Below are 12,534 nucleotides of genomic sequence, written 5' to 3'. Positions count from 1 at the left end.
TGCGTGTTACAGCCTGTGACAGCCAGGCGCCTGAGCTGCTCGTAACCTCCCCAGCTGAATTTCAGGTTGGAGAGCCCACCCATGCGTCCCTCGAAGCAGCCTTTGTCAGGGCTGGTACTGTCGCTGAGCATCGCTGCCGGCGCATTACTCGCAGGCCCGGCTTCGGCGTTTAGCCAGGCCACGCCGTATTACCCTGGTTCGATCAGGCCCAATCACCTTTCCCAGGTGATCATGGACCATCAACTGCTCATGTTTTATCGCGCATGGAAGGCGCTTTACCTGTCCACCGAATGCGGCGACGGCCGATATTTCGTCAAAGTCAACGCCGATGGCAAGCCAGTCGGCGGGGGCAGCGCCCCCGAAACCATCACCGTTTCCGAAGCCCATGGCTACGGCATGTTGCTCAGCGTGATGATGGCGGGCGAAGACCCCGACGCCCGGAAAGTCTTCGATGGCATGGTGCGCTACTTCGAGGATCACCCGGCCAAGTCAGACCCGGGGTTGATGGCCTGGAACCAGGTAAAAGGGTGCACCAACGCCACGGGCCGCTTCCGTGGCGAAGCCAGTGCCACGGACGCCGATCTGGACATCGCTTACGCCTTGTTGCTGGCGGACAAGACCTGGGGCAGCGACGGCGCGATCGACTATCGACGCCATGCCAACAGTGTGCTGGCCGCCATCCTCAAACACGAAGTGCACCCACGCACCCATCACTTGATGCTCGGCGACTGGGCGGGAATGGACGGTGACCTTGAGCTGGAATACACCACACGCACTTCGGACTTCATGCAATCGCACCTCTACAGCTTTTATGAAATGACCGGCGACAAGCGCTGGCGAGCGGTGCGCGACAAAACCTATTCGATCATCGATACCTTCACCCAGCGCTACACGCCCGACAGCGCACTGGTACCGGACTTCATCAGCCTCCTCGCCACTGGCCCCACGCCTGCACGCGCCGAACTGCTGGAAGACAAACATGATGGTGACTACGCGTGGAATGCCGCCCGCTACCCTTGGCGCATCGGCCTGGATTACCTGATGTACGGGGACACCAGGGCCCTGCACACCCTGACCACATTCAATCATTGGGCTCGCACCACCACCCCACTGATGCTGGCTCGCGGTATGACTTTCAAGAAGCTGCTGCGGCGTGGGCCGCTCGGCTGAACGGTTCAAGGCGCATAAAAAAACCCCGCCTGCATCGCTGCAGGCGGGGTTTTTCAGTACAGGGGTAAGGCTGGCTTACATCATGCCGCCCATGCCACCCATGCCGCCCATGTCTGGCATGCCGCCGCCAGCTGGAGCATCTTTCTTCGGTGCTTCAACGATTCCGACTTCGGAGGTGATCAGCAAGCTGGCAACCGAAGCAGCTGCCTGCAGTGCAGAACGGGTCACCTTGGTTGGGTCCAGGATGCCCATTTCGATCATGTCGCCGTATTCGCCGGTCGCGGCGTTGTAACCGAAGTTACCTTGGCCGTTCTTGACTTCGTTGACGACAACGCTTGGCTCGTCGCCACTGTTGGCAGCGATCTGACGCAGCGGTGCTTCAACAGCGCGACGCAGCACAGCGATACCGACGTTCTGATCGGCGTTGTCGCCTTTCAGTTCCTTGATGGAAGACAGAGCACGGATCAGCGCAACGCCACCGCCAGGCACCACGCCTTCTTCAACGGCTGCACGGGTAGCGTGCAGGGCGTCTTCAACGCGGGCTTTCTTCTCTTTCATTTCAACTTCGGAACCCGCACCCACCTTGATCACTGCAACGCCGCCGGACAGCTTGGCCAGACGCTCTTGCAGTTTTTCACGGTCGTAGTCCGAGGAAGTCTCGGCAACCTGGGCACGGATCTGAGCGATACGGCCTTCGATGTCGACTTGAACGCCAGCACCGTCAACGATGATGGTGTTTTCCTTGGACAGGGTTACACGCTTGGCGCTGCCCAGGTTTTCCAGGGTAGCGCTTTCCAGGCTCAGGCCGATCTCTTCGGAGATGACGGTACCGCCGGTCAGAACGGCGATGTCCTGCAGCATGGCCTTGCGACGGTCGCCGAAGCCTGGGGCCTTGACGGCGGCAACTTTGACGATGCCACGCATGTTGTTCACAACCAGCGTTGCCAGGGCTTCGCCTTCAACGTCTTCAGCGACGATCAGCAGTGGGCGGCCAGCTTTGGCAACCGCTTCCAGCACAGGCAGCATTTCGCGGATGTTGGAGATCTTTTTGTCGACCAGCAGGATCAGCGGGCTGTCCAGCTCGGCAACCATGGTGTCTGGCTTGTTGACGAAGTACGGGGACAGGTAGCCACGGTCGAACTGCATGCCTTCAACGACCGACAGTTCGTTTTCCAGGCCAGTGCCTTCTTCAACGGTGATCACGCCTTCCTTGCCGACTTTTTCCATGGCTTCGGCAATGATGTCGCCGATGGAGTTGTCGGAGTTGGCGGAAATGGTGCCGACCTGCGCGATGGCCTTGCTGTCAGCGCAAGGCTTGGACAGGTTTTTCAGCTCTTTGACGATGGCCAGGGTGGCCTTGTCGATGCCGCGCTTGAGGTCCATCGGGTTCATGCCGGCAGCGACGGCTTTCAGGCCTTCGTTGACGATCGACTGGGCCAGAACGGTGGCGGTGGTGGTACCGTCGCCGGCGTCATCGTTGGCACGGGAGGCAACGTCTTTGACCAGCTGCGCGCCCATGTTTTCGAAACGGTCTTCCAGTTCGATTTCTTTGGCGACGGAAACGCCGTCCTTGGTGATGGTCGGAGCGCCGAAGCTCTTCTCGATGATCACGTTACGGCCTTTCGGGCCCAGGGTCGCTTTTACTGCGTCAGCCAGAACGTTGACACCAACGAGCATTTTCTTGCGGGCGGAATCGCCGAATTTAACGTCTTTAGCAGCCATGATCGATAATCCTTAAATACTTTGGAGTAACGGCAAAATGAGCGGGGAAATCAGCCTTCCAGTACAGCGAGAATCTCGTTCTCAGCCATGACCAGCAGGTCTTCGCCGTCAACTTTCACGGTGTTGCTGCCGGAGTAAGGGCCGAATACAACCTTGTCACCGACTTTGACGGCCAGAGCACGCACTTCACCGTTTTTCAGGGTTTTGCCCGGGCCGGCAGCGACGATCACACCGTGGTTGGCTTTTTCAGCAGCCGAACCTGGCAGAACGATCCCGCCGGCGGTTTTCTTTTCTTCTTCGCTGCGCTTGATAACGACGCGGTCGTGCAGAGGACGAAGCTTGCTCATTGTCGATCTCTCCTAATTGTGTTTTTCATCGGCCGGAGTCATTACCGGCGGGTTGTTATCCGGCTGTGCCGGTCGCGGTTCGCCGAGCGAAACGCGGAAGTCTGTTCGGTGTCGCCACCAGAAACCTTGCGGTGACCGATACATAAGGGCGCATAAGCTTATTACAAGGGGGCCCGGCAGATTTTTTTGTAGCGTATGGGGGTAAAAGCAACACGGCACCTCGAGGTGCCGTGCCAATGCAGCGATTATTTGCTGTCGCGGTGTTCGAACTCGCCTTCGATCACATCGCCTTCGCGCTCCAGGGGCTGGCGCGGAGCCGGGCCACCCCGGGGTTGCAGGTCGTCGGCGAACGCGCGCTGACGGATAGCGGCCTCTTCGGCGCGTTGGCGCATCTTGCCGGCCAGCAGTTTGCGGGTGAACGGCAGCAGCATGACCAGGCCGACCACATCGCTGATGAAGCCCGGCAAGATCAGCAAGCCGCCGGCCAGGGCCATCATCAGGCCTTCAAGCATGGTCTGTGCGGGCAATTCGCCGCGGTTCAGGCTCTCACGGGCTCGCAGCGCCGTGGCCAGGCCGGCGACGCGCAGCACCAGCACGCCGAGCATCGAGCCGAGAATGATCAGCAACAGGGCCGGGAAAAACCCGATCGCACCGCTGACTTGAACGAATACGAACAGCTCCAACACCGGGAACAGCAGAAAGAGCAACAAAAAAGGGCGCATCAAATGGTTCCTCAACGCAAGAATGCCTTGCCAGTCCACCTTAGATGACGTCGCCGTTTCGTGAATTCAAGCGTCGGCAGACGCTTTTTTCGGCCAGACCTCGGCGCGGGCCAATGAAACCAGGGCTTCGCGCACTTGTGTCGGCGTGTTGCAAGGCTCTGCAAACGGTAGCCAGTGCAGCGCCTGGCCAATACGCAGGTGCATGCCTTCACTGTCAATGCCCGCCAGTTGTGCCGCCTCGCGGGTTGGCAGGCCGGCCAGGTCGACGTAATGGGCGATGGCCTTGGCGTGGTCGCTGTTCATGTGCTCGACCATGCTCAGCTCGGCCTTGCCGGCGAAGGGGTTGGCCAGGGTCAGTTGGTCGACCCAATGGATCGCTCCAAACCCGCCGATATAACGGTGGCGCACCGGCTTGAGCACCCAGAAATCAAAATCGTGGGCCTTGTGGTAGTTGGCCGACTCCGGGAAATAACGGTAATAGCGCTCGGCGGCCGCCTCGATGGCTGCCGCTTCTTCCAGCTTTTCGGCCTCGGCCAGGTAGGTCAGCCGCCCCACCGCCTGCACATCATCCGCCTCGCGCTCCCCCACCAGCAGTGAACACTTGGGGTCTTTCAGCAGGTTATGGGTGTGCTGGGCAATGCGGCTGATCAGAATCAGAGGGCGGCCTTGATCGTCCAGGCAATAGGGCACGACCGAGCCGAAAGGAAAGCCGGGCATGGCTTTGGACAATGTGGACAGCGCCCCACGGTATTCCTTGAGCAACAGCTCTCGGGCGTTCTTGGCAACCTGTGTGCTCAACCTGTGACTCCTCGGGTGTTCAGCCGCCCATGGCATATGGGAATGGATCTCAACACAAGGTAATCAATATCGGTGAGGGTTGCCAAGCGCGTTTTATCCGGCCTGGTTACCAGGCCACGCCAAAGCCCGCGGTGTAACGGGTCTTGCTCAAGCTGCTGTCCGAGTCGCCACTGATAATGTCGCGCTCGGCCTTGAGGTTGAGCGAGGCCCATTCGGTGACTTTGTAGCGCAGGCCCATCTCCGCATCGAGGGAATAGTCGACGGAGCCGCCAATGGGTTTGCCCAGTTCACCGGTGGTGAAGAACTCGACGGTCTTGCCCACCAGGTAGCGGTTGTAGTTCCACTTCATGGCTACGGAGTAGAAGTTTTCCTTGCCGCCGTCGGAGTATTCGTAATCGGTACGGTTGACCAGCGAACCGAGGGAGAACGCGCCCAGCTCATCATCCCAGAACTGGTAGCCGGGACCGGTACCCACGGTGCGCTGACGTGACAGGTCTTCCACCTTGTCGCGTTTGTAGGTCAAGCGGCCCTGCCAGAACCAGTGTTCGGTGAGGAACCGGTCCAGGTCGTATTCCAGGGCCCAGTTGTCGGTGGTGGTGACATCGTCCTGGAACTCACGGTTGTATTCACCCTGGCCAGTGTGACGCCATTGGCCATGACGGGCGGTGGTCTTGAAGTCGATGTCGTAGTCGTTGGTGTCTTTTTCGGCGCGTTTATAGTCCAGCGCCAGGTCGACGTTACCCTTCCATACCAGGTCTTCGATCACCGGTTTTGGCTTGATGATCTGCTGGATGCTCGCCAGCTCGACGGTCTTGGGCGCCTCGCCATTGGCCAGCACCACCTTGCCATCCTCCGCGGCTTTGAGGGACTTGGCCTTCTCGCCCGTGTACGCATCCTGCTTGACCAGCAGTTCCTGGTCGCTTTCCAACGTTTTCACCTGCTTCCAGTCGATGGGAATGGCACCCGCGTAGTCGGTCTGGACCAACAGCTTGCCGCCGTCGAAGACCTTGATCTTGCCGGTCAGGCGGTCACCGTTCTTCAACCAGACGGTATCGGCAAGCAAGGGCGTGGAGGCGCTGAACACAGCGAAGCACAGCAGGGTTCTGGACAACATAAGCAGATTCGGGGCTCGAGTTTGACAAAAAAGAAGGCATTATCGTGTTAGATGGCGCCTCAGGAAGGACTGACTCAAGGATTAGGGTTGAGTTCCCCTTTCATTACGATGCTTACAGACGTTTCTTACAAAAATGCCGACGTTTCAGACGGATGCCCCACAGTGAACCCATCAGCAGAAACCCCGCAAAGCCCCGCCGAGATGCGCCGCACGGCGTTGTACCTGACATTGGCCCAAGTGCCCGAGGGGTGCGTGGTGAGTTATGGCGAGCTGGCCCAACTTGCCGGTCTGGGCCGCGCGGCGCGCTGGGTGGGACGTACCTTGAGCCAGTTGCCCGAGGACACCCGACTGCCCTGGCACCGGGTGCTGGGTGCCGGCGGTCGGATAAGCCTGCCCGTGGGCACGGTTTCGGGGGACGAGCAACGCGCGCGCTTGCGCAGTGAAGGCGTGACAGTACGGAACAATCGTGTGGATATTCGGCGTCATGGCTGGCGCCCGGTAGAGCACAGCGGTTAGAGTGCGCGCTTTGTTTCCGTAAATCTGAGGCAGACTCCAGCCCATGCCCCGTAAAACCTGGCGCGCCGCGCTCGCCGCTTATGCCAGCCCCTCGACGTTAGTGCTGTTGTTGCTCGGCTTTGCCGCCGGCCTGCCTTATATGTTGGTGTTCTCGACGCTTTCGGTGTGGTTGCGCGAGGCGGGTGTGGCCCGCGAAACCATCGGTTATGCCAGCCTGATTGGCCTGGCATATGCCTTCAAGTGGGTCTGGTCGCCGCTGCTCGACCAATGGCGCCTGCCGCTGCTCGGTAAACTTGGGCGTCGCCGCTCCTGGTTGGTGCTCGCCCAGTCGCTTGTGATTCTCGGGTTGATCGGCATGGGCTTCTGCGACCCGCAGAAACACCTCTCCTGGCTGATCGCCATTGCCGTTATCGTCGCCTTCGCGTCCGCTACCCAGGACATCGCCGTCGACGCCTACCGCCTGGAAATCGCCGATGACAGCCGCCAGGCCGCCCTCGCCGCCAGCTATATGTCCGGTTATCGCATCGCAGCCCTGCTGGCTACCGCCGGTGCGCTGTTTTTCGCCGAGGGTTTCGGTTCCACCGGTTTCAACTATAAACACTCGGCCTGGACCGGCACCTACGTGCTGTTCGGCGTACTCATGGTGCCAGCCCTGCTGACCACCCTGTTCATGCGTGAACCCAATGTGCCGCTGCGCACCCAGTTGCAGGCAGGGCGCTACAGCTTCCTCCACCAATTGGTCTCGGTCTTCGTGCTGATCGTGCTGCTGGTGTCGGTACCGGCGACCTTTACCCAGCTGTACAACACCGATTTCGCCAGCGTGTTGTTCCACGGCGTCAGCCTGTGGGAACTGCTGATGGAAGACCGCGCCTTCCTGCGCGCCATTCTCTACATCACCCTCACCAGCCTGTGCCTGTCGGCCATGGGCCGTCGCGGGCTGGCGCCGGTGCTCACGCCGGTCAACGATTTTATCCTGCGCTATCGCTGGCAGGCGCTGCTGCTGCTGGGACTGATCGCGAGCTACCGCATGTCCGACACGGTCATGGGCGTGATGGCCAACGTGTTTTACATCGACCAGGGTTTTACCAAGGACCAGATCGCCGGGGTCAGCAAGATCTTCGGCCTGATCATGACCCTGCTCGGCGCCGGCATGGGCGGCCTGCTGATCGTGCGCTTCGGCATCCTGCCGATCCTGTTCATCGGCGGCGTGGCCTCAGCCGGCACCAACCTGCTGTTCGTGATGCTCGCCGACATGGGCCCGGATCTGCAGATGCTGATCTTCACCATTTCCCTGGACAACTTCAGCTCGGGCCTGGCCACCTCGGCCTTCGTGGCTTACCTCTCAAGCCTGACCAACCTCAAGTTCTCCGCCACCCAATACGCCCTGCTCAGTTCGATCATGCTGTTGCTGCCGCGCCTGATCGGCGGATATTCGGGGGTCATGGTGGAAAAGTTCGGCTATCACAACTTCTTCCTGATCACCTGCCTGCTGGGTGTGCCGACGTTGTTCCTGATTGCACTGCATTGGTTTCAGGAGCATCGGCGGGCGAAGTTGAATCCGCCCCAGGTTGACTGACACGCCTCGATCAATGTGGGAGCTGGCTTGCCTGCGATGCAGACGACGTGGTGTATCTGAAACACCACGGTGACCCCATCGCAGGCAAGCCAGCTCCCACAAAAACACCCCACGACCTCACGCCTGTACTCCGACGGCAACCGCCCGTACAATCCCAAGTCATTTCAAGTCCAAGCAACCGACAACGGCCTACCATGCGTACCAGTCAATATTTGCTCGCCACACAGAAAGAAACGCCTTCCGACGCGGTCGTGATCAGCCATCAGTTGATGCTGCGCGCCGGCATGATCCGCAAACTGGCCTCCGGCCTGTACACCTGGCTGCCCATGGGCCTCAAGGTAATGCGTAAGGTCGAAGCCATCGTTCGTGAAGAAATGAACGCTGCCGGCTCTCTGGAAGTGTTGATGCCGAGCACCCAACCGGCTGAACTGTGGCAGGAATCCGGGCGCTGGGAAGAGTACGGCCCTGAATTGCTGCGCTTCAAGGACCGTCATGGCCGCGACTTCTGCGCCGGCCCGACCCACGAAGAAGTGATCACCGACCTGATGCGCAACGAGCTGAGCAGCTACAAGCAGCTGCCGCTGAACCTGTATCAGATCCAGACCAAGTTCCGTGACGAAATTCGCCCACGCTTCGGCTTGATGCGCGGCCGCGAATTCATCATGAAGGACGCTTACTCGTTCCACGCCGACCAGGCGTCCCTGCAGGTCACCTACGACCGCATGCACACCGCCTACTGCAACGTGTTCACGCGCCTGGGCCTGAAATTCCGCCCGGTTGAAGCGGACAACGGCTCCATCGGCGGCGCCGGCTCCCACGAGTTCCATGTGCTGGCCGAATCCGGCGAAGACGATATCGTCTTCAGCAACGGCTCCGACTACGCGGCGAACATCGAGAAAGCCGAAGCCGTGCCACGGGAAACCTCCCGCGCGGCACCTGCCGAAGAGCTGCGCCTGGTGGACACCCCGGACACCAAAACCATCGCGGCCCTGGTGGAGAAGTTCAATCTGCCGATTGAAAAGACCATCAAGACCCTGATCGTGCGCGCCGAAGAAGAAGGCAAGCTGATCGCCCTGGTGATCCGTGGCGACCACGAGCTCAACGAAATCAAGGCTGCCCAGCAACCTGGCGTGGCCAGCCCGCTGGTCATGGCCACCGATGCCGAACTGCGCGACGCCATTGGTGCCGGTGCCGGTTCGCTCGGTCCACTGAACCTGCCGCTGCCGATCATCATCGACCGTTCGGTCGAACTGATGAGCGACTTCGGTATCGGCGCGAACATCGACGACAAGCACTACTTTGGCGTCAACTGGGAGCGCGACCTGCCGGTTCCGACCGTCGCCGACCTGCGTAACGTCGTGGCCGGTGACCCAAGCCCGGACGGCAAGGGCACGCTGGAAATCAAGCGCGGCATCGAAGTCGGGCACATCTTCCAGCTGGGCGACAAGTACAGCCAGGCGATGAAGTGCGAAGTACTGGGCGAAAACGGCAAGCCGATCACCCTGCAAATGGGTTGCTACGGCATTGGCGTGTCCCGCGTGGTCGCGGCTGCCATCGAGCAGAACAACGACGAGAAAGGCATCATCTGGAGCGACGCCCTGGCGCCGTTCCAGATCGCCCTGGTACCGCTGCGCTACGACAACGAGCAAGTGCGCGAAGCCACCGACAAACTGTATGCCGAACTGACGGCAGCCGGTTTTGAAGTGCTGCTGGACGACCGGGACAAGAAAACCAGCCCGGGCATCAAGTTCGCCGACATGGAACTGATTGGTATCCCTCACCGTATCGTGGTCAGTGACCGCGGCCTGGCCGATGGCAATCTGGAATACAAGAGCCGGACCGAAGCCGAAGCCCAACCGTTGCCGGTGGCTGACGTGCTGTCTTTCCTTCAGGCGCGTATTCGTCGCTGAAAACCAGATCAAGAGAAGTCATGTTCAAGCGAAACACCAAAGCCCTGGGGGGCGCCGCCTTGTGCGGCGCCCTGCTGGTCAGCGGCTGTGCCAACCAGATGTCGCAACGCAGCGAACACGAGGAGCGGGTCGAGCGCAAGTTGCTCGACCACAGCCTGCAGATCGATGTAGGCGAGCCCAAAGTGCTGGAACTGCCGCAACGCCGGGTTCGCATCCACGAACAGAAGACCTTCGAGGTCACCGAGTTCGAAGTCACTCGTCGCTACGATCGCTACACCCCTTACCAACCCTGGCGCAAACTCTATGAGATGCCCCTGGGGGTGGTTGCCCTGGTGGCGGGCGCGGGCGCCAACGTGGCGAATATCTTCGCCCTCGGCAACCTGCCCACCAGCATGACGCGTGACTGGCTCTCCTACGGCGTGGACGGCATCAACCCGTTCATGAACGTGCAATCCCATGGCCGTGCGCAACAGAATCTGGCCGGTATCGATGAAGTCCAGCGTGACAAACGCGTGGAGTACTCAAGCCTGCCCTGGAGCGAACGGCCGGTACAGGTCACCGCCGGCAAGCAGATCCATGAGCTGACCACCGACCGCAACGGCGTGCTGCGCCTGAACCTGTTGGACAGCCCCTTCGCAGAGCAGGACCTGAACCGCGTCACCACCTTGAAGATCAGCGTCGAAGACGGGCAGGACGACGTGCATTCGGACTCGTCCCTGGCCATCAGCAGCACCCTGCGCGGCAAGCTGCTGGAGGCCCATGGCCTGATCTACGACGACCTGGAAGATGACGAGGTGAACCAGTGGGTGCACCGGGTCAAACGCCTGTCGGAGCTGGGCCTGGAAGAAGAAGCCAGCGAGTTGGAACAAAGCCTGATCGAGCTGACGCGCAACGATCCCGAGTTGCAGCAGGAATTTCTGCAGGCATTGACCAAGGATGCGGGTCGGCTGGTGGCAGATCCGGGCGCTCGCTGAAACCTCAGAAACGTTGCTGGTCAAATGTGGGAGCTGGCTTGCCAGCTCCCACATTTTTATACGGTTTCTACCAGGAGAACTCGAGTTGTTCGTTGCCGCTGCTGAGATCGAGCAAGCGCACGCCAATGCCCAGCAATCTCACCGGCTTCCCACCCCGATTGAACGCCTGCGTCAGCAACTGTTGATAACTCTCCAGATCCCGCCCGGCCCCCGCCTGCTCCAGCGTCGTTTGGGTAAAGTCATGAAACTTCACTTTGACGAACGGTTTGCCTGCGCGATAACTGCTGTCGATGCGCGCCATACGTCCGGCGAGGGTTTCCATCAGTTCGGGTAGTTTTGCCAGGCAGCTTGAGAGGTCCGGCAAATCCACGTCGTAGGTGTTTTCCACGCTGATGGACTGCCGTCGACTGTCGTTGTGTACCAGGCGCTCATCGATCCCACGGGCAAGGCTCCAGAGCCGTTCGCCAAAGCTGCCGAACTCCCGCACCAGCGCCAACTTGTTCCATTCACGCAATTGCAGGCAGTCTTCAATTCCCAGGCGCGCCAACTTGTCGGCGGTGACCTTGCCCACGCCGTGCAGCTTGCTCACTGGCAGCATCGAAACAAAATCCTCCACCTGGTCCGGCGTGATCACGAACAGGCCATTGGGCTTTTTCCAGTCGCTGGCGATCTTGGCCAGAAACTTGTTCGGTGCCACGCCCGCAGACACGGTGATATGCAGTTGGTTGGAAACCCGGCGACGAATGTCCTGGGCGATGCGTGTGGCGCTGCCGCCGAAGTGCGGGCTGTCGGAAACATCCAGATAGGCCTCGTCCAGCGACAACGGCTCGATCAGGTCGGTGTAGTCACGAAAGATCGTCTGGATTTCCTTCGACGCTTCCTTATAAGCGTCCATGCGCGGTTTGACGATGGTCAGGTCCGGGCACAGCTTCAAGGCATGCCGTGACGACATGGCCGAACGCACCCCGTACGCCCGTGCCTCGTAGTTGCAAGTGGCGATCACCCCACGGCGATCCGCCGAGCCGCCCACCGCCAAAGGCTTCTGCGCCAGGCTCGGGTCATCGCGCATCTCGATGGCGGCGTAGAAGCAATCACAGTCGACGTGGATGATTTTGCGCTGCGTCATATAAAGGGTGCAGTTCAACGGGTGGCCAGTATCGCACTCACCCCTGTATATAGCACCAGTAGTTTGAATCTTCCGTCTGAACGGTAGGAAAATTCGTAGATGAATTCATTTTTTCAATCGAGTTTGCCTCAGCGATAGAGCTGAAACCCTTGCTCTGTCTGGGTCCGTGGGGATTCAACGGCAGGCCGTCAGGTGCTAACCGATTGAACCAGAAGCGCTTTTCCATAAATAAACGGTTGACACCCCTGCGTTCCTCTGTAGAATGCCGCCTCACAGACGCGGGATGGAGCAGCCTGGTAGCTCGTCGGGCTCATAACCCGAAGGTCGTCGGTTCAAATCCGGCTCCCGCAACCAAACATCAAAAAAGGTCACTCGAAAGAGTGGCCTTTTTTGTATCCGTCGAAAAAGTTCTTCTGAAACAATGACATGGCATCTTTCATGAAACCGCACACGGTTTGTAGAGTCCATCTCATTGCAGGCTATGCTCAGTACTCAGGCACGACCCTCTACGACCAATGGCCGCTGTCGCCGCCCCCGGTGATACGCGTTAATATTTGCA

11 protein-coding genes and 1 tRNA gene are annotated in these 12,534 nt (G+C 59.8%); 6 read left to right on the top strand and 6 right to left on the bottom strand.

The features are described from left to right. Positions 1 to 81: 81 nt before the first annotated feature. A complete protein-coding gene (locus ACW9IN_RS12550) occupies positions 82 to 1,170 on the top strand; it encodes a glycosyl hydrolase family 8 (protein ID WP_457366167.1) in 1,089 nt (362 codons plus the stop codon). Between the two features lie 75 nt (positions 1,171 to 1,245). Here ACW9IN_RS12550 and groL read toward each other — a convergent pair whose 3' ends face one another. The 5 genes from groL to ACW9IN_RS12525 form a co-directional block, all read right to left on the bottom strand. Next, complete coding sequence (gene groL, locus ACW9IN_RS12545) at positions 1,246 to 2,892, bottom strand: chaperonin GroEL (RefSeq protein ID WP_457366166.1); 1,647 nt, start codon at positions 2,890 to 2,892, stop codon at positions 1,246 to 1,248. A gap of 50 nt (positions 2,893 to 2,942) precedes the next feature. Beyond that, a complete protein-coding gene (locus tag ACW9IN_RS12540) occupies positions 2,943 to 3,239 on the bottom strand; it encodes a co-chaperone GroES (RefSeq protein WP_457366165.1) in 297 nt (98 codons plus the stop codon). 245 nt (positions 3,240 to 3,484) lie between these two features. Next, the gene (locus tag ACW9IN_RS12535) at positions 3,485 to 3,961 is read right to left on the bottom strand and encodes an FxsA family protein (RefSeq protein WP_457366164.1); all 477 of its coding nucleotides are present in this window, start codon (positions 3,959 to 3,961) and stop codon (positions 3,485 to 3,487) included. A 66-nt stretch (positions 3,962 to 4,027) separates the two neighbouring features. Then, positions 4,028 to 4,759, bottom strand: coding sequence for a HugZ family pyridoxamine 5'-phosphate oxidase (locus ACW9IN_RS12530; RefSeq protein ID WP_457366163.1), 732 nt, complete (start codon positions 4,757 to 4,759; stop codon positions 4,028 to 4,030). Positions 4,760 to 4,865: 106 nt separating this feature from the next. Continuing rightward, the gene (locus ACW9IN_RS12525; protein ID WP_457366162.1) at positions 4,866 to 5,873 is read right to left on the bottom strand and encodes a DUF481 domain-containing protein; all 1,008 of its coding nucleotides are present in this window, start codon (positions 5,871 to 5,873) and stop codon (positions 4,866 to 4,868) included. A 201-nt stretch (positions 5,874 to 6,074) separates the two neighbouring features. Between ACW9IN_RS12525 and ACW9IN_RS12520 the strand changes: the two genes are divergently transcribed. The 4 genes from ACW9IN_RS12520 (at position 6,075) to ACW9IN_RS12505 (ending at position 10,849) form a co-directional block, all read left to right on the top strand. Then, entirely contained in the window at positions 6,075 to 6,389 is a 315-nt protein-coding gene (locus tag ACW9IN_RS12520) for an MGMT family protein (protein WP_457366213.1), read from the top strand. A gap of 43 nt (positions 6,390 to 6,432) precedes the next feature. Further along, positions 6,433 to 7,965 (top strand): AmpG family muropeptide MFS transporter, encoded by a 1,533-nt coding sequence (locus ACW9IN_RS12515; protein WP_457366161.1) that lies wholly within the window; start codon positions 6,433 to 6,435, stop codon positions 7,963 to 7,965. A 194-nt stretch (positions 7,966 to 8,159) separates the two neighbouring features. Further along, the gene (locus ACW9IN_RS12510) at positions 8,160 to 9,875 is read left to right on the top strand and encodes a proline--tRNA ligase (protein ID WP_457366160.1); all 1,716 of its coding nucleotides are present in this window, start codon (positions 8,160 to 8,162) and stop codon (positions 9,873 to 9,875) included. A 20-nt stretch (positions 9,876 to 9,895) separates the two neighbouring features. Continuing rightward, entirely contained in the window at positions 9,896 to 10,849 is a 954-nt protein-coding gene (locus ACW9IN_RS12505; protein WP_457366159.1) for a hypothetical protein, read from the top strand. 67 nt (positions 10,850 to 10,916) lie between these two features. Here ACW9IN_RS12505 and dinB read toward each other — a convergent pair whose 3' ends face one another. Then, positions 10,917 to 11,975: a DNA polymerase IV gene (gene dinB, locus ACW9IN_RS12500; RefSeq protein ID WP_457366158.1), complete on the bottom strand. Its 1,059-nt coding sequence runs from the start codon at positions 11,973 to 11,975 to the stop codon at positions 10,917 to 10,919. 277 nt (positions 11,976 to 12,252) lie between these two features. On the opposite strand from dinB, the gene ACW9IN_RS12495 reads away from it, so the two are divergent. After that, positions 12,253 to 12,329: transfer RNA gene (locus tag ACW9IN_RS12495), tRNA-Met, on the top strand. Positions 12,330 to 12,534 lie beyond the last annotated feature (205 nt).

This window comes from Pseudomonas sp. SDO5271_S396, from assembly GCF_054071795.1.
Note: the sequence above shows the minus strand (reverse complement) of the source record. Positions and strands in the feature narration are given on the sequence as shown.